Source organism: Aeromonas sp. 602658 (assembly GCF_049173005.1).
GTDB classification, from domain to species: Bacteria; Pseudomonadota; Gammaproteobacteria; order Enterobacterales; family Aeromonadaceae; genus Aeromonas; species Aeromonas veronii_A.
The window spans coordinates 1-19,593 of the sequence record NZ_JAAKRF010000008.1 but is presented as its reverse complement, the minus strand read 5'-3'; the positions used below and the strand labels follow the sequence as shown (position 1 = coordinate 19,593).

The following is a 19,593-nucleotide window of genomic DNA, read 5'->3' as shown; positions in this document are numbered from 1 at the left end:
TTAATGAAGGACGGGCCGCCGCCATCGGCGGTCCCGGGAGCAAGGGATAATCCCGTTATCAATCAAGACCCCCAGTGTAGGGGCCAGACCTGGAAGTCAAACATGAAAAATAAAATCAAATGGATAGGTGCTCTCTTTGTGCTGGTAAACGGATCCTGGGTCTGGGCGGCCAGCCTGCCCGCGGATCTCAAATGGGAGACCAACGACACGGATCCTGTGTTCGCCTCCCCCAAGGCGCAGCCGGGCGGCAGCCTCAATATGTTTGTGGAGAGCTTTCCGCTGACGTTCCGCACCGTGGGGCCTGACTCCAACGGATCGTTCCGCTCCTTTATTCTCGATAACCAGTTGCGACTCATCAGCTTCCATCCCAATACCGGCAACCCCATCCCCTCGCTCGCGACCCACTGGGCCATCGCGCCAGACAGCCAGACCGTCTACTTCAAGCTGGATCCCCGCGCCAAATGGTCGGATGGCAAGCCGGTCAATGCTGACGACTACACCTTCGGCTACGAGATGATGCGCTCCAAACACATCAAGGGGCCCTGGTTCAACAACTACTACACCACTGAAGTGGTCGCGGTAGAGAAGATCGATGATCACACCATTATGGTCAAAGCGGGCAACCGCAAGGCCAAGATGGACCTGCTCAACACCACCGAGCTGTGGCCCCAGCCCAAGCACTACTACAAGCTGACCCCCAACTGGGTGAAGCAGTACAACTGGGCCGTGGTTCCCACCACAGGCCCCTACGTGATCAGCGACGTCAAGAAGGGCAAGTCGGTCACCTTCAGCAAGCAGAAGGATTGGTGGGCAAAAGACGATCGCTACAACCAGCACAGATTCAACATCGACACCATCAAGGTGCAGGTGATCCGCGACCACAACATCGCCTTCCGCCACTTCCTGAAAGGGGAGATCGATACCTTCGAGATGATCCTGCCCAACTGGTGGCATGAAAAAGCGGTCACCCCGGAGTACAAAAAAGGCTACGTGCAGAAGGTAATGGCCATGACCGACACCAAACAGGGCGGTCAGGGGGTGCACCTCAATGTGGCCAACCCCAAGCTGGCGGACGTGAACGTGCGCCTCGGCATCCAGCACGCCTTCAACATCGACAAGATGATCGAGACCGTGCTGCGCGGCGACTATGACAGAGCCACCACCTTCGGCTCGGGTTTTGGCGAGTTCACCGACATGACGCTGCCGGAGCGGGCTTATGACATCGGCAAGGCGCGGGAGTACTTTGCCAAGGGCGGTTACAACAAGCCGGGGCCGGACGGCATCCTGCAAAATGAGAAGGGGGAGCGGCTGACGCTGGCACTCACCTACACCAGTCAGGAGCACTCCAAGCGCCTGACCGTGTTGAAAGAGGAGGCCAAGAAAGCGGGTCTCGATCTGGAGCTTAACCTAGTGGATGGCGCCACCGGCTTCAAGGTGATGCTGGAGAAGAAACACGAGGCGGCCTGGCTTGGCTGGGGCGGCGGCGGTCTCTATCCACAATATTGGGAGTCGTTCCACTCCGCCAATGCCAACAAACCGCAGACCAACAACCTGTTCAACGTGGCTGACAAGGAGCTGGACGCACTGATCGACGCCTACAACGTCGAATTCGACATGGCCAAACGGGCCGAGATCTCCCGCCAGATCCAGCAGCGCATCTATGATCTCGCCATCTTCGTGCCCGGGGTGCAGCTCAACTATGTGCGGGCCAGCAGCTGGCGTTATGTGATGCTGCCGGACGTACCTGCCACCAAGAACACGCCGGATCTGCTCTACTGGCCGATGGATGGTTATCCTCACAGTAGTGGTGGTCTGCTCTGGCTCGATCCCAAGGTGAAGGAAGAGACCCGCAACGCCAAGGAGGCAGGGGAGGCGCTGGCGCCCATCAACCTGCTCGACAAGACCTATGCACGTCATTGATATTCAGGCCATTGCGAAGGGAGCAGCCGTTATGCCCAACACTCAGGCCCTCATTCTTGACGTACCGGATAACGGGGGGGAGTTCGCCGCTGATAACGGCCAGCACCAGGCCCCAATCCTCGAAGTACGCGATCTTGAGGTGGAGTTCGCCGTCGATGACGGCAAAATCAAGGTGCTCGACGGGGTCAGCTTCAAGGTGGCCCCGGGTCAGACGCTGGGGATCGTCGGCGAGTCCGGCTGTGGCAAGAGCGTTACCTCGCTCGCCATCATGGGGCTCTTGCCCAAACCCCACGGTCAGGTGGTAGCCGGTTCTATCCGCTTTCAGGGGGAGGAGCTGCTGTCGCTTGCGCCGGATCAGATGTACAAGGTGCGCGGCAACCGCATCTCGATGATCTTTCAGGAGCCGATGACGGCCCTCAACCCGGTGCAGACGGTCGGTGAGCAGCTGATGGAGGTGTTTCGTCTCCATCGCCCCGAGTATGACAAGGCCCAGCGTAAAGCCGCGGCCATCGCCATGCTGCAGAAGGTGGGGATCCCGGAACCAGCCCAACGCTTTGCGGTCTATCCCCACAACCTCTCCGGCGGTATGCGCCAGCGGGTGATGATCGCCATGGCGCTCTCCTGCGAGCCAGACTTGCTTATCTGCGACGAGCCGACCACGGCGCTGGATGTTACCATTCAGGCCCAGATCCTCGAACTGATGAAAGAGCTGCAGGCCCAGACCGGGATGGCCATCATCTTTATCACCCACGATCTGGGGGTGGTTGCAGAGCTGTGCGACGAAGTGGTGGTGATGTACGCCGGGCGGGCGGTGGAGCAGGCCGATGTGTTCGAACTGTTTGACCATCCCCGTCACCCCTATACCCACGGCCTGATGAGCTCGATCCCGCGCCTGGAGGATGAGCCCAAGAGCCTGCTCAAGACCATCAAGGGACAGGTGCCAGCCCTGCACGAGATGCCCGCTGGCTGCCGCTTCTCCAACCGCTGCCCCCATGCGACCGATCTCTGCATCAGCGCCATTCCGGCGGTGGAGCAACTCAATCCGCGCCACCATGTCGCCTGTCACTACTGGAAGGAGTTGACCCCATGAGCACTCTGTTATCGGTCAGGGATCTGAAACAGCACTTCCGGCTGGGAGGCGGCTTCCTGCGCAAGCAATATACGGTTCATGCGGTGGATGGCATCAGCTTCGATCTCAAGCAGGGGGAGACGCTGGGGCTGGTGGGTGAGTCGGGCTGCGGCAAGTCCACCCTCGGGCGCAGCCTGCTCAAGCTGTTCGAGCCGACCGCAGGCACCATCACCTTCGAGGGGCGCGACATCACCGCCCTCAGCCCGAAGGAGATGCGCTCCCTGCGTCAGGAGATGCAGATGGTGTTTCAGGACCCTGCAGAATCCCTCAACAGCCGCCACACCGTGGGCCAGATCCTGGAGGAGCCCTTTATCATCCACGGTAAAGGCAACACTGAGCAGCGGCGCGGCTGGGTGCAAGAGCTGCTGGCAAAAGTGGGCCTGCCGGGAAGTGCGGTGGATCGCTACCCCCACGAGTTTTCCGGCGGTCAGCGCCAGCGGATCGGCATCGCCCGCGCCATCGCCCTCAAGCCCAAGCTGCTGGTGTGCGACGAGGCAGTCTCGGCCCTCGATGTCTCGGTGCAGTCGCAGATCGTCAACCTGCTGCTCAGCCTGCAGCGAGAGATGAACCTCTCCATCATCTTCATCGCCCACGATCTGTCGGTGGTCAAACACATCTCGGATCGCATCGCGGTGATGTATCTGGGACGGATCGTCGAGCTGGCGGATGCCCAGTCGCTCTATCTGGCGCCGCGCCACCCCTATACCCAGGCGCTGATCTCCGCCATTCCGGTGCCGGACCCGCGCAGGCGCAGCCAGCGCATTCTGCTGACCGGCGATGTGCCCTCCCCCATCTCGCCGCCAAGCGGCTGCCACTTCCACCAGCGCTGCCCCCATGCGACCGAGCTGTGCAAAAGCAAGGCGCCCAAGCTTGAGGCGTGTGATGAGGCCCATCATCAGGTGGCCTGCCACACCCCGCTCGCCGTCAGTGGTCACGCTATCAGCGGCAGCGCCATCAGTGGCAACGCCATGAGCGGTGACAGCAGGCTGGAGCAGGCAAGCTAGGCGCAGCGAACAAACACCAGGGTAGAAACAGACGAGGCGGCCATCAGGCCGCCTCGTGCTATCGGGTCACTCTTGCAATATCGAGCCACTGCCGCAGCTTGTCAGGCAATCTGGTAACGGCCCGGCTTGTGGTTGAGTGTCAACACCAGATTACAGATAACCGCCGCCACGATGGAAAGCGCCAGGATCCAGGGCTGCACCACGAAAAACGAGGCGACAACAATGGCGCAATCGAGCCCCATCTGCAGCTTGCCCGCCCGGATGCCAAAGCGATCCTGAATAAAGAGCGCCAGAATGTTGAACCCCCCCAGACTCGACTTGTGACGGAACATGATGAGCAGACCCATGCCAATCAGGGTGCCGCCGATCAGCGCCGCATAGAGGGGCTCTATCTTGCCGATCTGCAACACCCCGTTAAGGTGATCTGTCATGTAGGAGACTGCTGCCACTGAGACAAAGGTGTTGAAGGTAAAACGTGGCCCCATCCGCAGCCATGCCAGCGCATAGAAGGGCAGGTTGATGCCGAAAAACAGCAGGCCGAAGCTGATGCCGGTCACCTTTTGCAGCAGCAGCGCCAGCCCGGCAGTCCCGCCGGTGAGCAGGCCAACCTGATGAAACAGAAAGATGCCGAGGGAAACAAAGCCGGCCGCCGTCAGCAGGGCTAGCACATCCTCATAAATAGGATGGGCAGTGCGAATCGAGGTGTTGTCCATAACCTGTATCCAAGCGAAGTAAAGAGAGAGTGTCTGTCGCCTGCCGTTGCGGGCGGGCTGCGAGCCCTGTCCACAGGGCTTCGTTATGGGGTCCAGTCTATTTTTTGTGAAAAGGATCACAACAGTCAGGCTGAACGCCCCATTCTGGTGCCTGTCATCTGGCATTGACACTCGCTGCACCAAGATGCAGCATGCCGCGCCGTCAGAGGCGGTTTGCCATGGCACAAACGCGCCGGCTCTGCTACAAAGCGCAGCCCCCTTTTCCCATCACCGTAAGGAGCCCCATGATCTGCACAGGACCCCAACCATGACGTATCTGGTCACCGGCGTCGCCGGTTTTATCGGTTTTCATGTGGCCAGCAAGCTGTGCGCCGCAGGCCATCGGGTGGTGGGGATCGATAACCTTAACGACTACTACGAGGTGATTCTGAAAGAGGCACGGCTGGCCCAACTGGCCAGTTTCCCCAATTTTCGCTTCGAGCGGCTGGATCTGGCGGATCGTGAAGCCATGGCGGCCCTCTTTGCCAGCCACGGTTTCGAGCGGGTGATCCATCTGGGGGCACAGGCGGGGGTGCGCTACTCCATCGACAATCCGTTCGCCTATGCCGACAGCAACCTTACCGGCATGCTGACGGTGCTGGAGGGGTGTCGTCACCACGGGATTCAGCACCTCATCTACGCCTCCTCCAGCTCGGTCTATGGCATGGGGGATCAGATGCCCTACTCCACCGCGCAGCAGGTGGATCACCCGGTCTCCCTCTACGCTGCGACCAAAAAGAGCGGCGAGCTGATGGCCCACGCCTATTCGGCGCTCTATGGCCTGCCCACCACAGGGCTGCGCTTCTTTACCGTCTACGGCCCCTGGGGCCGGCCTGACATGGCCATCATCAAGTTCACCCGCGCCATCCTCGCGGGCGAGCCTATCGACGTATACAACCACGGCGATCTCAGCCGCGACTTCACCTACATAGACGACATCGTCGCGGGGATCCTCACCATGGCCGACCAGCCGCCCCGCCCCAATCCCGATTGGCATGCCAGCGAGCAGAGCGCGGCCGAGAGCGCCGCCCCCTACCGCATCCTCAATATCGGCAACGGCCAGCCGGTGCGGCTGCTCGATTTTATCGAGGCGCTGGAAGAGGCCATCGGCAAGCCCGCCATCAAGCGGATGCAGCCGATGCAGGCAGGCGACATGCACGCCACCTGGGCCGACAGCGAGCCGCTGCACACCCTCACCGGCCTGCGCCCCGCCACGCCCCTCAAGCAAGGTGTTGCCGAGTTTGTCCGCTGGTATCTCAACTACTACCGGCCCGTCCGCTGACGAGCACGGGCAGCCTCTCGGTCATTGATGAGTTAATCAGATACCACTGATGCCCCGCGGGTTTTAGGATGGCTGAACGCACTGTCTGCGCACCATAGCGAGGATTTGAGATGCAATCACAGGAACAGGGTCTGATCGATGGACTGTTCGACCGCCTCAAGCAAGCGCAAGCCAGGGATAGCAAACGAGACCCACAAGCGGATCAGCTGATCCGCCAGCATCTGGCAGAGCAGCCCGATGCCCCCTACTACATGGCCCAGGCGCTGCTGATCCAGCAGGCAGCCCTTACCCGCCTCAACGATCGAGTCAAGGAGCTGGAGGCCAGCCAGAACAGTTCGAGCGGCGGCAGTTTTCTCTCCGGCCTGTTTGGTAGCGAGAGCAGCACGCCCCCGCGCTTTACGCCGCCACCGGCAACCGCGCCTGCCCAGCCCGCGTCCCGTGCCAGCTCCTTTTTAGGGGGCGCCCTGCAAACCGCAGCCGGGGTTGCCGGTGGCGTGATGCTGGCCGACATGATCGGCGGACTGTTTCACAGCAACCGGCCCGAGGAGATCATCGACATAATAGAGCCAGCGCCCATCGCCAATCCGGTCGATGCGGAACCGGTACGCTGGGACGGCTGGGATTCACCTCCCGATGTTGGCAGCAGTTTTCTCGACGACGATAACCTGAGTGGCGGCTGGGCCGACAGTGACGATAACAACGGCGGTTTCTTCTGACCGTCAAACCATTACTGGCCCCGCATCTGGCGGGGCCCAACTCGATACGAAACCCATGACTATGGAAAGTGTGATGACACCACGGATCGGCAGCGGCATGACGCGATATACTCAGCGCGCTTCGTGCCACCCGGGAACAACTCCCGACCCCAGGCGCTCTGTCCGTGGCCACGCAACACCCCCATGACGACAAGGAGCCACCTCATGATCCGAACCCTGCTTTTGACCGGTGCCGCCATTGCGGCCTATGCCCTGACCCAGAGCCACTCTCTGCTTCCCCTGCTCAGCCTGCTGGCCCTGCTTTTGCTCTGGGTTGTCAGCGAAATTGGCAGCTTCTATCGCGCGCTTCCTCCCGCCGTGCTGGATGAGCAGGAGTATCACCACGACTTTTAACCGGATGAAAAATGGTGTGAAACTGTCGAGATGCCGTTAGTTCCATACCGTTTTGCTCTCTGAAACCAACCGGCTATAACAACAGGATCCACTGGGTTCATGGCGATAGCAGCCATGTTCCTCTATATCTTCTGTACTCAAACAGGAGATAACCCATGAGGCACATCAGCGAAAACGGACTGTTTTTGCTGCTTTTTTTGTCGTTGTTACTGGCAGGTACGCCGCGGGCGATGGCACAAGGCAGGGATTTCAGACAGGCCCCCAAGGCGCTGACGGCGATCAAGCAGGGTCAAGTGGCCCAGCAACACGGCAATCTGCAAAAGGCCATCACCCTCTACTGTGTCGCCGCCAGCACTGGCAACCCAGAGGGATATTTCCGAATCGGCCGCCTGCTCGCCACCGGCCCCGCCTCGGTACGCAGCGCCAAGCTGGCCAACAGCTACCTCGCCATGGCAATGCGCCTTGGTAACCGGCAGGCTGCCCGCTACTACAACGCTCGCATCGGCAATGCCCCCATGGGTGATCAGTGCGGCATCGGGATCCGTGGCGGTCAGGGTGGCTATCTGGCCGGGCTCCCTTCCACCCCCTTCAATGTCGACACCTGGGTGGCCCGCCAGCCTCCTGCCAAGCAAGAACTGGTCACCATGCTGCGCCACGCCGCCAAACACCATAAGGTGGATGCCCGGCTGGTGCTGGCGATTGCCATCGCCGAATCCAATCTCAACAGCCGTGCCGTTTCACCCAAGAATGCTCAGGGGCTGATGCAGCTGATCCCCGAAACCCAGCAGCGGTTTGGTGTCACTCACCCCTTTGATCCGGCACAGAACATCAAGGGAGGCGTCAGTTATCTCAAGTGGCTGGATCGCCGCTTCGATGGCGACTGGGTACTGATCTCGGCGGCCTACAATGCCGGGGAAAAAGCGGTGGAACGCTATGGCGGGATCCCACCCTATGACGAAACACAGGAGTATGTAAAACGGGTGCTCTACTTCGCTGGCCACAAGCAGCCCTGAGGCCATTCATCAGCATGTCCGTTACTGACAAAACACGCACCAACATTGCGCAACCGTTTTCCTTTCGGTAGGATCCGGCGCTTTCTCGCCAGCCCTACAGGTATCCCATGAATATCATCAAACGCTGTTCGCGCCTGCTCACCCTCTTTGCCCTCCTCTCCTCCAGCGTGATGGCGGCCACCCCGGCCCCCATCCTGATCCAGGGGGCGATGGACGTCGAAGTCGAAACTCTCGTTGCCGCACTGAAAGACAAGACGGAGCTGACTGTGGGGGCCTGGACATACTGGCAGGGTACTATCTCGGACTATCCGGTGGTCATCTCCCGCACCGAGGTGGGTCTGGCCAATGCCGCTGCCGCCACCACGTTGGCGATTGAGCGTTTCAAGCCGCGTCTCATCATCAATCAGGGTACGGCAGGAGGCCATGATCCGGCACTGCACCGGGGCGATATCGTTATCGGTACCAAAAGCTTCAACATGGGAGCCTATCGCAGTGACCTGATGCCCGCCGAGCAAGGCGTCGATCCGAGCAAATGGCACAACTTCGAGGTCACCATGCGTCTGCGCGATAACGGCAAGCTGGTGGAGCACAGCTCGTTCGCTGGCGATCCCGAGCTGATTGGCCGCGCCCTCGGTATGGCCGATCGCTATCGCCACGGCCGCGTAGTTGCCGGCATCATTGGCACCGCCGATGAGTGGAACCGACAGGTAGCGCGCATCAACTGGCTGCATCAGACCTACCAGACCGCCGCGGAAGAGATGGAAACCTCCTCCGCCGCCCTAGTGGCTGAGGCCTACAAGGTACCCTTTGTCGGCATCCGGGTACTCTCCAATACCGATCTCCACGGTGAAGAGTTTGACCCGCAGACTGCCATCCACTGCCAGCAATTTGTCATTGATTACGCAAACGCGCTGATCAACAGTTTCCACAAGGCATAAGGCCCTATAAGAGGCCGTCATGACAGGCGGCCTATCTTCCCCCCCCCCCCCATCTTTGCCCCCCCTTGCCCATTGGTTTACAATCGGAACGTTTTTTGGAACCGGGTTGACCTGTGTCGACCTGGCCCCACCACGACATCAGTCTGTTAATGCCAAGACATTAACCTGCTGAAAAGGAAGAGAATTAGCCAATGGCTCAATTTATTTACACCATGAACCGGGTCGGCAAGGTAGTGCCGCCCAAGCGTCATATTCTCAAGAACATCTCCTTGAGCTTCTTCCCGGGCGCCAAGATCGGCGTGCTGGGTCTGAACGGCGCCGGTAAATCGACTCTGCTGCGCATCATGGCGGGCATCGACACCGAGATCGAAGGGGAAGCCCGTCCACAGCCCGGCATCAAGATCGGCTACCTGCCGCAGGAGCCGAAGCTGGAGCCGGAGCAGACCGTACGCGAAGCGGTCGAAGAGGCCGTTGGCGAGGTGAAACGCGCCATGGCCCGCCTAGACGAGGTCTATGCGGCCTACGCCGACCCGGATGCCGACTTTGACAAGCTGGCCCGCGAACAGGGCGAGCTGGAAGCCATCATCCAGGCCCAGGGCGGCCACAACATGGAAAACCAGCTGGAGCGCGCGGCCGATGCCCTGCGCCTGCCGGCCTGGGATGCCAAGATCAAACACCTCTCCGGTGGTGAGCGCCGCCGTGTGGCGCTCTGCCGTCTGCTGCTGGAAAAGCCGGACATGCTGCTGCTGGACGAACCGACCAACCACCTGGATGCGGAATCCGTGGCCTGGCTGGAGCGCTTCCTGCACGACTATGAAGGCACTGTTGTGGCCATCACCCACGACCGTTACTTCCTCGACAATGTGGCAGGCTGGATCCTGGAGCTGGACCGCGGCGAGGGTATCCCGTGGGAAGGCAACTACTCCTCCTGGCTGGAGCAGAAGGACGCCCGTCTGGCGCAGGAAGCCAGTTCCGAAGCGGCCCGTCGCAAGTCCATCGAGAAAGAGCTGGAGTGGGTTCGTCAAAACCCGAAAGGGCGTCAGGCCAAGTCCAAGGCCCGTATGGCTCGCTTCGAAGAGCTCAACACCAACGACTACCAGAAGCGCAACGAGACCAACGAGCTGTTCATTCCGCCCGGACCGCGCCTCGGCGACAAGGTGGTGGAAGTGGCCAACCTGCGCAAATCCTACGGTGATCGGGTGCTGATCGACGATCTGTCGTTTGCCATTCCGAAGGGTGCCATCGTCGGCATCATCGGCCCGAACGGTGCCGGTAAGTCGACCCTGTTCCGCATGATGTCGGGTCAGGAGCAGCCGGATTCCGGCGCCATCACCCTGGGTGAAACCGTGGTGCTGGCCTCTGTCGATCAGTTCCGCGACAGCATGGATGACAAGAAGACGGTCTTCGAAGAGGTCGCTGACGGTCAGGATATCCTGCGCATCGGCAACTACGAGTTCCCGAGCCGCGCCTATATCGGCCGCTTCAACTTCAAGGGTTCCGACCAGCAGAAGCGGGTTGGCGAACTCTCCGGTGGTGAGCGCGGTCGTCTGCACCTGGCCAAGCTGCTGCAGACCGGCGGCAACGTGCTGCTGCTGGATGAACCGACCAACGATCTGGATATCGAAACCCTGCGCGCCCTCGAGAACGCCCTGCTGGAGTTCCCGGGTTGTGCCATGGTCATCTCCCACGACCGCTGGTTCCTCGACCGTATCGCCACTCACATCCTGGACTATCAGGATGAGGGCAAGATCGAGTTCTTCGAAGGTAACTTTACCGAATACGAAGAGTGGAAGAAGAAGACCTACGGCGCCGAGGCGATCCAGCCCCATCGCGCCAAGTACAAGCGCATCGCCAAATAAGGCTGACTGCGTGTTGAGGGGAGCTCCGGCTCCCCTTTCTGTTGTCTTTTGGCTTACAATCCTAGACGGATGCCTTTGCATGGATGTAGCACGATGACGACCCCCATAGAGAAAAAACTCACCATCCAGATCCGGGTTGAACCGGGTTGTCTCGGGCCGGATGGCAAGACACATATAGAGACCTTCTGTGCCGCTGCTGCCAAGATTTTTGCCGCCGTGGAGCCCGAGCTGGTGAGCTGGGTGCTGATCCCCCGCTATGACAAGCAGCTGCCGGAGCAAGAGTTCTTTATCGAGGGGCGCAAGCTGACCGAAGAGCAGGCAAGCCTGTTTCTGCGCCGCTTCGGCCGTGAACTGGGTGAAGTGCAAGACCGGCTCGACTCGGTGCTGGCCCAGCTGGTCGAGCGCTACTTCAAAACCCTTTAAGCCTCCAATTTTCGATAAAAGGTTCTCTGCTGAGAACCTTTTTTCATGCTCAAAAAGCAAACGTTTGAATTTTTACTCTATTCATTGATCTGCTTCGCAGATCCGGGGTTTGTAAACGGCGCCGCCTGTGTAAAAATGTGCGCGCTGTCACGGTATCAGGACGAGTCTGGTTACTTAACCGCCAGAAACAGGGCAATTTACCCCGCATGGATGGGATAGCCCGTTCCCCTGCTGCTTATTTCACGTCACCTATTGGAATCCAACATGAATCAACAACACCAAGCTGCCAATCAGGCCGCCGGGCAAGGATTGCTTGAGCGCCTGTTTGCCCTGCAAGGCCATGGCACTACCGCCCGCACCGAAGTGATCGCAGGTATCACCACCTTCCTGACCATGGTCTACATCGTGTTCGTCAACCCGCAGATCCTCTCTGCTGCGGGCATGGACACCCAGGCCGTGTTCGTCACCACCTGCCTCATCGCCGGTATCGGCAGCATCCTGATGGGCCTGTTGGCCAACCTGCCGATCGCGCTGGCCCCCGCCATGGGCCTCAACGCCTTCTTCGCCTTCGTGGTGGTCGCCGGCATGGGTTACTCCTGGCAAGTGGGCATGGGCACCATCTTCTGGGGTGCCATGGGTCTGTTGATCCTCACCCTGCTGCGGGTGCGCTACTGGCTGATCGGCAACATTCCGCTCACCCTGCGGGTTGGCATCACCGCCGGTATCGGTCTGCTGATCGCCCTGCTCGGCCTGCACAACGCCGGGATCGTTGTGGCCAGCCCCGCGACCATGGTGACCGTGGGCAACCTCACTTCCCTGCCCTGCCTGCTGGGTCTGCTCGGTTTCTTCCTGATCTGCATCTTCTCCGCCCGCGGCGTTCATTCCGCCGTGCTGATCGCCATCGTGGTCACCACGGGTCTGGGCTGGCTGTTTGGCGATGTCACCTTCAAGGGCTTCGTCTCCATGCCCCCCAGCATCGAGCCAGTGTTCGGCCAGCTGGATCTGATGGGTTCGCTCGACATCAGCCTGGCCGGCATCATCTTCTCCTTTATGCTGGTCAACCTGTTTGACTCTTCCGGCACCCTGATCGGCGTAACCAACCGCGCCAAGCTGGCCGATGACAAGGGCCACTTCCCGCGCATGAAACAGGCGCTGATGGTGGATAGCGTGAGCTCCGTCGGCGGCGCTTTCATGGGCACCTCCTCGGTTACCGCCTTTATCGAGAGCAGCTCCGGCGTCGCCGTCGGCGGCCGTACCGGTCTGACCGCCATCGTGGTCGGCCTGCTGTTCCTGCTGGCTATCTTCTTCTCTCCGGTCGCCGCCATGGTGCCGGCCTATGCCGCCGCTGGCGCCCTTATCTATGTGGGCGTGCTGATGTGCTCCGAGCTGACCCGGGTGAAATGGGAAGATCTGACCGAAGCAGTACCGGCCTTTATGACCGCCGTCATGATGCCGTTCAGCTTCTCCATCACCGAGGGGATCGCCGTGGGCTTTATCTCCTACTGCGTGATGAAGGCGGGCACCGGCCGCTGGCGCGAGATCAACCCCTGCGTGCTGGTGGTGGCCCTGCTGTTCGTGCTCAAGTTCGTCTGGGTCGATAGCCACTGATAATGACCAGCGCAATCCGATGGGCTCCCGACAAGGAGCCCATTTTTATTTGCCGGATCATGCTTCTCGCCCCTGCGCTGTGACGCGGGGGCCTGACAGTGCTAGATTGGCAGCCACCATTTTGAACCGGCAGCGTTGTTAACCTCGTGTCGTTAACCATCTGTCGTGAACCACAAGGACGGCAACCGTGGCCCAGCACTCTCCCTCTTTCTCCGCCCTCTCCCCCCTGCTGCAAGAACAGGCCGAGCGCCAATGGCAGCGACTGGTCGAGCTAGCCCCCGACTATGGCTCGCTGCCCGAGCCCGTTCGCCAGACCCTGCTGACCCTGCTCGGCCTCTCCGATTTTGTCGCCGACTCCCTCTTCAAACAGCCGGAGTTGCTGACCGAGCTGCTCGCCTCCGGGGATCTGGAGCGCTCCGAGCGCTGGCCCGCCTACCAGAGCGATCTGACCGCCCTGCTCGCCGAGGTGAGTGATGAAGAGGCGCTCAAGCGCATCCTGCGCCAGTTCCGCCGCAGCCGCATGCTGGTGATCGCCTGGCGCGAGCTGCTGGGCCATGCGGCGGTGGAAGAGAGCTTTATCCATCTCACCAAACTAGCGGATGCCCTCATCTGCTCCGCTCGCGACTGGCTCTACGCCAAACAGTGCAGCGAGCTGGGTACCCCGATGGATGGCAACGGCAACCCGCAGCCGCTGCTGATCCTCGGCATGGGCAAGCTCGGCGGTGGCGAACTGAATTTTTCCTCGGATATCGACCTTATCTTCACCTTCCCCGAGAACGGCTACACGGTCGGCGGGCGGCGTGAGCTCGCCAACCAGCAGTTCTTTATCAAGCTGGGCCAGCGCATCATCAACGCCCTCCACCAGCCCACCCAGGATGGTCAGGTGTTCCGGGTCGATATGCGCTTACGCCCCTTTGGCGATGCGGGCCCGCTCGCCATCTCCTTCGCCGCCATGGAGGATTATTACCAGCACCACGGCCGCAACTGGGAGCGCTACGCCATGGTCAAGGCGCGGGTGCTGGGCCCCCAATGCGAGCACGCAGTGGAGCTCGCCGAAATGCTGCGCCCCTTCGTGTTTCGCCGCTATATCGACTTCGGCGTTATCGACGGCCTGCGCCAGATGAAGGCGATGATCGCCGCCGAGGTGCGCCGCAAGGGGCTGGAGGGCAACATCAAGCTGGGGGCTGGCGGCATTCGCGAGGTGGAGTTTATCGCCCAGGCGCTGCAACTTATTCGCGGCGGTCGTGAACCGGCGCTGCGGGTGCGCCACCTGCCGGAGGCGCTGGCCGCCATCGCCCAATGTGGCGCCCTCGAATCTGCCCATTGCGATCGCCTGCTGCAGGCCTATCGCTTCCTGCGTCGGGTCGAGAACATATTGCAGGAGATCGGCGATCAGCAGACCCAGACCCTGCCCACCGAGGAGCGGGATCGCCAGCGGCTGATCGCGGCTCTGGGTTTTGCTGACTGGGGCGCCTTTATGGCTCATCTCGATGAGGAGATGGCCGCCGTCCATCAGGAGTTCGCCGCCGTGGTGGGGGAAGAGAAAGAGGCACCCGCCCATCTGGAGCAGCTCTGGCTCGATCTCTGGCGTACCGAGCTCGACGCCACCGAGCTGGAAAAACTGCTGACCGCGCAGGGGGTGGCCGAGCCCGCCCCGCTCTGCGCTGCGCTGCTGCGTTTCAAAGAGGAGTACAAACGCCGTCAGGTCGGCCCGCAGGGGCGTATCGCGCTGGATTGGCTGATGCCGGAGTTGCTGCGACTGGTGGTGGCCAGCGAGCAGCCCGCCCGCCTGTTCGAGCGGGTGTGCGAGTTGCTGACCCGCATCTTCACCCGCAGCGCCTATCTGCAACTGCTGGCGGAAAACCCGGGCGCCCTGCGCCAGCTGGTACGGCTGTGCGACGCCAGCCATCTGGTGAGTGAACAGCTGGCCCGCTACCCGATTTTGCTGGACGAGCTGCTCGATCCCCAGCACCTCTACCACCCCACCCCGCTCGATCAGTACAAGCCCCAGCTGCGCCAGTTCCTGCTGCGCATCCCCGAAGAGGACGTGGAGCAGCAGATGGAGGCGCTGCGTCAGTTCAAGCAGGTGCAGCTGCTGCGCATCGTGGCGGCCGATATCGCTGGCGCCCTGCCGCTGATGAAGGTGAGCGACCACCTCACCTGGCTGGCGGAGGCGATCACCGAAGAGGTGGTCAATCAGGCCTGGGCCCAGATGAGCGAGCGCTACGGGGTGCCGCCCGAGGTGGCGCTGAGCGGCCAGCGCGGCTTTGCGGTGGTGGCCTATGGCAAGCTGGGCGGCATCGAGCTCGGTTACGGCTCGGATCTCGATCTGGTGTTCCTGCACGGCGGCGACCCCAACAGCTACACCGACGGCCGCAAGCCCATCGACAGCCGCCAGTTCTACCTGCGTCTGGCACAGCGGATCCTGCACCTGTTCAGCACCCGCACCCCTTCCGGGATCCTCTACGAGATCGACATGCGGCTGCGCCCCTCCGGCGACTCCGGCCTGCTGGTCTCGTCGCTGTCGGCCTACGAGCAGTACCAGCAAAACGAGGCGTGGACCTGGGAGCATCAGGCGCTGGTGCGGGCCCGCCCCATCTATGGCGATGACGCCATCGTTGCCGAGTTTGCCCGCATCCGCCGCGATGTGCTGGCCAGGGAGCGGGATCTGCCGACTCTAGCCCGCGAGGTGCGCGAGATGCGCCAGAAGATGCGGGATCACCTGCTGAAAGCGGGGGCTGGCGAGTTCGACCTCAAGCAGTCCCCCGGCGGCATGGTGGATATCGAGTTTATCGCCCAGTATCTGGTGCTGGCCCACGCCTGCGGCGAGCCCGATGCCCTCACCCGCTGGTCCGATAACGTACGCATCTTCGATGAGTGCGTCATGGCGGGGGTGCTGACGCTGGATCAGGCGGAGGGGCTGAAGCAGGCCTATCTGGAGATCCGCAACCTCGGCCATCGCCTCAACCTCTCGGAGATCTCCCGCAAGGTGAGCGACGATCAGCTGCAGAGTGAGCGCAGCCATGTGCTCGCCGTCTGGCAAACCCTGCTGGGGGAGTAATTCCCGCCAGCGGCAATGAAAAAGGGCCCGCCTGAAGCAATTCAGGCGGGCCCTTCCCTATAGAGTTGCCAGGCCAATGCCTAGTCCGATACGACACTCACAGAACGGTCTCCACAATAAGAAAGAGCCCGCACGGGGCGGGCTCTGCATGGGGATAAAACGAAAGGCTGGGGCTATTTGAACAAGCCCTTGAGCAGCTGGTCAGCCACCCCTTTGACGGCCTCATTGTCGGCCTTGTCCCCCAGCAGCTTCTTGAGGCCGCGTTCGGCCTCCTTGCGGGCCTTCTCCTCCAGCAATTTGTTGTTGCTGAGCAGTGCCTTCACGTCGAGCTGATAGCTGGGGGCTGGCCAGTGGCCGCCGATCCGCACCGGAATGGTGATCTCTTTGAGCTCATCCACATCCTTGCCTCCCTGCCCCTTGCTGCTCTCGACGATGGAGGTGAGGAACAGGAAGTCGAGGCTCTCCGGCACCAGCGCCGTCTGCCCATCCCCCTTGACCCGCAAGGCGGGGGCAAAAAGCTGGATGTCGTTGCTGCGGGCGATGCCGTCGGCAATCTGGAAGCTGGCGGTGAGGGCGCTGAAGTCGGTCTTGCGCGCCTCCTTCACCTGCTCGGCCCCCTTGCCGGTGAGGGTGGCCCGCGCCTCGCGGATCATCTCCGGCAGGTTGATGCCATGCAGGGCGCCGTCGCTCAGCTTCAAGGTCACCTTGCCCTGCATTCCGTTGCGCAGTGCCAGAGGAGAGAGACCGCGCCCCTGCACCTGCACATCGAGATCGCCCTTACCCTCCAGCAGATCGCTCTGGGCCAGAGTCTGCAGCAAGGGACGAATGTTCACTCCGGCCACCTGCTTGTGCACCTTGTAGGTGGCGGGTTTCTGGCGCGCATCGAGAACTCCTTTCGCGTTTACCTGACCGCCAGCCACGGTCGCGCTGAACTGTTTGAGCGTCAGCAGTCCCTTGGCCAGAGCCACCTGCAGATCGACAGCGCCGAGATCCAGCCCTTTCAGGCGCAGGCTGCCAAGTTGCAGCCGACCATCCAGATCCACACCTTTGAGCGCGCCCAGATCCGGTTCAACCGCGGAGAGGGCTTCGCTCTTGCCGGTTACCGCTTTATTGTCACTTGCAGCGGCATTTGAAGCACCGGCTGCCGGTTTGTCCTCTTTCGCCTGCGCTGGTGTGGTCGGTACCGATTTGGCGAGCCATTTGTCGAGATCCAGCTTCTCCCCCTTGAGATCGAAGCTGATTGCGGGAACGGCACCAAGCTGCACGCTTCCATCACCACTCAGCAGCGCCTCATCGGCACTCATCACCAGCTTACTCAGGGTAATCAACTGCTTGTCGAGCTCGGCACGGGCAAACCCGGCCAGTTTCAGCTTCATCTGCGGGCGTGGCAGCGCATCACCTTCCAGCGCTGCCGTCAGCAGCACATCGGAGAGCTCGGCCAGCTTCATCTCTTTATCGAGCCGTCCCTTGAGTGTTCCTTCCAGCGAACCAGCCAGTGAAGCTTGCAGCCCCTCTACCTTGGCCCCCTTCAGCGCCAACGTGAGGTTGCTCCACTCACCAAGGGCCAGTCGGTCTCCCTTGATGGAGAAACTGTCGAGTCGCAGGGACGGATCACTCAGGCTGCCACTGAGGCTCAAGTCTTTCAGTTCACTCGCCATCACCTCCTGCGCCAGCTTGATCTGGGTCTGCCCTTTAACGTCGAAAGCGAGCTTGTCGGCACTCCCCTTGGCGGCCAGCGTCACGGGTACCCACTGACCGGTGGCCAGCTGCCCCATATCGAGATCGAGGCGATCCAGTCGCAGCGAGGTGCCGCTGCGATCATCCTGTACCAGCGCACTGGCCTGGGAGAGCGCGACACCCTGCAAGCTTATCTGCCAGGGCTTGCTATCAGCGGTTGGCGCAGGGGTTGCGGGGACGACCGGTGCGCTTGCATCAGCAGTGGCATCTTTGATGAGTCCGCTCAGATTGGAGCTGCCATCCGCCTTGGTCTGGATAAAGAGATGGGCGCCACTCAGGGTCACCTTGCCAATCTCCAGACGATGGGAGAGTAGCGGCAACAGGGCCACCGAGGCCTCCCCCTGTTCGAAACGAACCAGGTCCGGCTCGGCAAAACCGGCCAGATTGCGCAGAGCCACCTTCTCCAGCGAGAGCCCGAGACTCGGCCAGAAACGCCAGTCAATCTCCCCCGCCATCACCAGTTCCCGGCCCGTGCTCTTGCGCACCTGTTCAGCCAGTTGGGGCTTGAATTGATTGGGGTCGATAAGGCTTATCAGCGTCACTATGGCCAGCAAGGCCGCCACGGTAATGCCGAGCAAGATGAGAACTATCTTCTTCACGATATGCTCCTTGAATCCGGATCCACGGCTGACTATACCACTCACCGTCTGACGAATGGCGTCTGCGGGACAAAAGCGGACAAGGATGAGACAGGGATGGTCGCTGCCAATCCCCATCGTCATCAGCAGGGATCAGACTTGCAAAGAGGATTGCTGCAGCCGCGCCATCGCGGTGCGTGTCGACTCGAAAGCAAAGCGGGGCAAGGGGATATCGCGGATCTTCAGCCACTGACAGGCGGCCACATCGTCAGCCGGCTGGATGACCGGTTTTTCACTCAGCCTGATGGCGAAAAAGGTGTCACAGGTGTGATAGGTAATGCCATCGTAGGGATAGATATTGGGGAATGAGCCAAGATAGGTGCAAGGATGAGCGCTAACATCGAGTCCCAGCTCCTCCTGCAACTCGCGCACCAGCGCCACCTCCAGTGACTCGCCGGGATCGACAAATCCTCCTGGCAGATCCAGCAACCCCTTGCCCGGATTGCCCGCTCTCACCGCAACCAGCACCTCATCCTGCCAGCAAAGCGCCACCATCACCGCAGTCGCCACATTCTGGAAAAAATGAAAACCGCAGCCACAGAGAAACTCTTTGGGGCTGACGCTCTGCAGGGTTTGACCGCCGCATTTTGGACAAAACATGGGCTATCTCCGACGAAATAAAGCGCCATTTTACGCTTTCTGGGCCATTTTTTATGAGTGAAACAGACGGGGATGATTGGAAATTCAAGAGGAGGGGAATAAAACGGGGCAATTATCAGGCGATTTGCTGATTTTCAGGCAATAAAAAACCCCGCTCGATGAGCGGGGTTCTTAAATTGGGTGCCTGGCAGTGTCCTACTCTCGCATGGCGAATGCCACACTACCATCGGCGCTACCGCGTTTCACTTCTGAGTTCGGCATGGGATCAGGTGGTTCCACGGCGCTATGGCCGCCAGGCAAATTCTTCAATCTGAGAAAGCTGATGTAAGTAATTCGTTCGTATTTGCTACAAGCCTTAGAACACTTCTTGGGTGTTGTATGGTTAAGCCTCACGGGTAATTAGTATGGGTTAGCTCAATGCATCGCTGCACTTACACACCCCACCTATCAACGTTGTGGTCTCCAACGGCCCTTTAGGACCCTCAAGGGGTCAGGGATGACTCATCTCAGGGCTCGCTTC

At 60.8% G+C, this 19,593-nt stretch carries 15 protein-coding genes and 2 rRNA genes; 12 read left to right on the top strand and 5 right to left on the bottom strand.

Going from position 1 to position 19,593, the window contains the following annotated elements:
• Positions 1-102 precede the first annotated feature (102 nt).
• The 3 genes from G5253_RS08610 to G5253_RS08600 are packed head-to-tail and all read left to right on the top strand — an operon-like array spanning position 103 to position 4,053.
• A complete protein-coding gene (locus tag G5253_RS08610) occupies positions 103-1,920 on the top strand; it encodes an extracellular solute-binding protein (protein ID WP_266134189.1) in 1,818 nt (605 codons plus the stop codon).
• A gap of 31 nt (positions 1,921-1,951) precedes the next feature.
• The gene (locus tag G5253_RS08605; protein WP_266134190.1) at positions 1,952-3,010 is read left to right on the top strand and encodes an ABC transporter ATP-binding protein; all 1,059 of its coding nucleotides are present in this window, start codon (positions 1,952-1,954) and stop codon (positions 3,008-3,010) included.
• On the top strand, positions 3,007-4,053 hold the full coding sequence (locus G5253_RS08600; RefSeq protein ID WP_100654460.1) for an ABC transporter ATP-binding protein: 1,047 nt from the start codon (positions 3,007-3,009) through the stop codon (positions 4,051-4,053). The genes G5253_RS08605 and G5253_RS08600 overlap by 4 nt, the downstream gene beginning before the upstream one ends.
• Positions 4,054-4,154: 101 nt before the next feature.
• Here G5253_RS08600 and G5253_RS08595 read toward each other — a convergent pair whose 3' ends face one another.
• Complete coding sequence (locus tag G5253_RS08595; RefSeq protein WP_005349421.1) at positions 4,155-4,766, bottom strand: YitT family protein; 612 nt, start codon at positions 4,764-4,766, stop codon at positions 4,155-4,157.
• 307 nt (positions 4,767-5,073) lie between these two features.
• Here G5253_RS08595 and G5253_RS08590 point away from each other — a divergent pair, with 307 nt between their 5' ends.
• The 9 genes from G5253_RS08590 (at position 5,074) to glnE (ending at position 16,098) form a co-directional block, all read left to right on the top strand.
• Positions 5,074-6,087 (top strand): NAD-dependent epimerase, encoded by a 1,014-nt coding sequence (locus G5253_RS08590; RefSeq protein ID WP_227341320.1) that lies wholly within the window; start codon positions 5,074-5,076, stop codon positions 6,085-6,087.
• A 110-nt stretch (positions 6,088-6,197) separates the two neighbouring features.
• Positions 6,198-6,803: a DUF2076 domain-containing protein gene (locus G5253_RS08585; RefSeq protein WP_245094942.1), complete on the top strand. Its 606-nt coding sequence runs from the start codon at positions 6,198-6,200 to the stop codon at positions 6,801-6,803.
• 204 nt (positions 6,804-7,007) lie between these two features.
• Positions 7,008-7,196 carry a hypothetical protein gene (locus tag G5253_RS08580; protein ID WP_227341324.1) on the top strand — a complete coding sequence of 63 codons (189 nt, stop codon included), beginning with the start codon at positions 7,008-7,010 and terminating at the stop codon, positions 7,194-7,196.
• Between the two features lie 155 nt (positions 7,197-7,351).
• Positions 7,352-8,209 carry a lytic transglycosylase domain-containing protein gene (locus G5253_RS08575; RefSeq protein ID WP_216951988.1) on the top strand — a complete coding sequence of 286 codons (858 nt, stop codon included), beginning with the start codon at positions 7,352-7,354 and terminating at the stop codon, positions 8,207-8,209.
• Between the two features lie 107 nt (positions 8,210-8,316).
• The gene (locus tag G5253_RS08570) at positions 8,317-9,147 is read left to right on the top strand and encodes a 5'-methylthioadenosine nucleosidase (RefSeq protein ID WP_266134192.1); all 831 of its coding nucleotides are present in this window, start codon (positions 8,317-8,319) and stop codon (positions 9,145-9,147) included.
• Positions 9,148-9,338: 191 nt separating this feature from the next.
• Complete coding sequence (gene ettA / locus G5253_RS08565; RefSeq protein ID WP_005338959.1) at positions 9,339-11,006, top strand: energy-dependent translational throttle protein EttA; 1,668 nt, start codon at positions 9,339-9,341, stop codon at positions 11,004-11,006.
• 93 nt (positions 11,007-11,099) lie between these two features.
• Entirely contained in the window at positions 11,100-11,429 is a 330-nt protein-coding gene (locus G5253_RS08560) for a hypothetical protein (protein WP_216951990.1), read from the top strand.
• 264 nt (positions 11,430-11,693) lie between these two features.
• Positions 11,694-13,037, top strand: coding sequence for an NCS2 family permease (locus tag G5253_RS08555; RefSeq protein ID WP_005343409.1), 1,344 nt, complete (start codon positions 11,694-11,696; stop codon positions 13,035-13,037).
• A gap of 187 nt (positions 13,038-13,224) precedes the next feature.
• Complete coding sequence (glnE, locus tag G5253_RS08550) at positions 13,225-16,098, top strand: bifunctional [glutamate--ammonia ligase]-adenylyl-L-tyrosine phosphorylase/[glutamate--ammonia-ligase] adenylyltransferase (RefSeq protein WP_266134193.1); 2,874 nt, start codon at positions 13,225-13,227, stop codon at positions 16,096-16,098.
• Between the two features lie 173 nt (positions 16,099-16,271).
• Here glnE and G5253_RS08545 read toward each other — a convergent pair whose 3' ends face one another.
• The 4 genes from G5253_RS08545 to G5253_RS08530 form a co-directional block, all read right to left on the bottom strand.
• Complete coding sequence (locus G5253_RS08545) at positions 16,272-18,434, bottom strand: AsmA family protein (protein WP_266134194.1); 2,163 nt, start codon at positions 18,432-18,434, stop codon at positions 16,272-16,274.
• 132 nt (positions 18,435-18,566) lie between these two features.
• Positions 18,567-19,073: an NUDIX domain-containing protein gene (locus G5253_RS08540; protein WP_266134195.1), complete on the bottom strand. Its 507-nt coding sequence runs from the start codon at positions 19,071-19,073 to the stop codon at positions 18,567-18,569.
• A 182-nt stretch (positions 19,074-19,255) separates the two neighbouring features.
• Positions 19,256-19,370, bottom strand: a 5S ribosomal RNA gene (gene rrf / locus G5253_RS08535).
• A gap of 81 nt (positions 19,371-19,451) precedes the next feature.
• A 23S ribosomal RNA gene (locus G5253_RS08530) occupies positions 19,452-19,593 on the bottom strand; the annotation flags it as partial.

Excerpts from the sequence above, each read along its gene's own strand:
- G5253_RS08610 (WP_266134189.1), top strand. The coding sequence starts at position 103 with ATGAAAAATAAAATCAAATGGATAGGTGCTCTCTTTGTGCTGGTAAAC.
- G5253_RS08605 (WP_266134190.1), top strand. The coding sequence starts at position 1,952 with ATGCCCAACACTCAGGCCCTCATTCTTGACGTACCGGATAACGGGGGG.
- G5253_RS08600 (WP_100654460.1), top strand. The coding sequence starts at position 3,007 with ATGAGCACTCTGTTATCGGTCAGGGATCTGAAACAGCACTTCCGGCTG.
- G5253_RS08595 (WP_005349421.1), bottom strand. The coding sequence starts at position 4,766 with ATGGACAACACCTCGATTCGCACTGCCCATCCTATTTATGAGGATGTG.
- G5253_RS08590 (WP_227341320.1), top strand. The coding sequence starts at position 5,074 with ATGACGTATCTGGTCACCGGCGTCGCCGGTTTTATCGGTTTTCATGTG.
- G5253_RS08585 (WP_245094942.1), top strand. The coding sequence starts at position 6,198 with ATGCAATCACAGGAACAGGGTCTGATCGATGGACTGTTCGACCGCCTC.
- G5253_RS08580 (WP_227341324.1), top strand. The coding sequence starts at position 7,008 with ATGATCCGAACCCTGCTTTTGACCGGTGCCGCCATTGCGGCCTATGCC.
- G5253_RS08575 (WP_216951988.1), top strand. The coding sequence starts at position 7,352 with ATGAGGCACATCAGCGAAAACGGACTGTTTTTGCTGCTTTTTTTGTCG.
- G5253_RS08570 (WP_266134192.1), top strand. The coding sequence starts at position 8,317 with ATGAATATCATCAAACGCTGTTCGCGCCTGCTCACCCTCTTTGCCCTC.
- ettA (WP_005338959.1), top strand. The coding sequence starts at position 9,339 with ATGGCTCAATTTATTTACACCATGAACCGGGTCGGCAAGGTAGTGCCG.
- G5253_RS08560 (WP_216951990.1), top strand. The coding sequence starts at position 11,100 with ATGACGACCCCCATAGAGAAAAAACTCACCATCCAGATCCGGGTTGAA.
- G5253_RS08555 (WP_005343409.1), top strand. The coding sequence starts at position 11,694 with ATGAATCAACAACACCAAGCTGCCAATCAGGCCGCCGGGCAAGGATTG.
- G5253_RS08540 (WP_266134195.1), bottom strand. The coding sequence starts at position 19,073 with ATGTTTTGTCCAAAATGCGGCGGTCAAACCCTGCAGAGCGTCAGCCCC.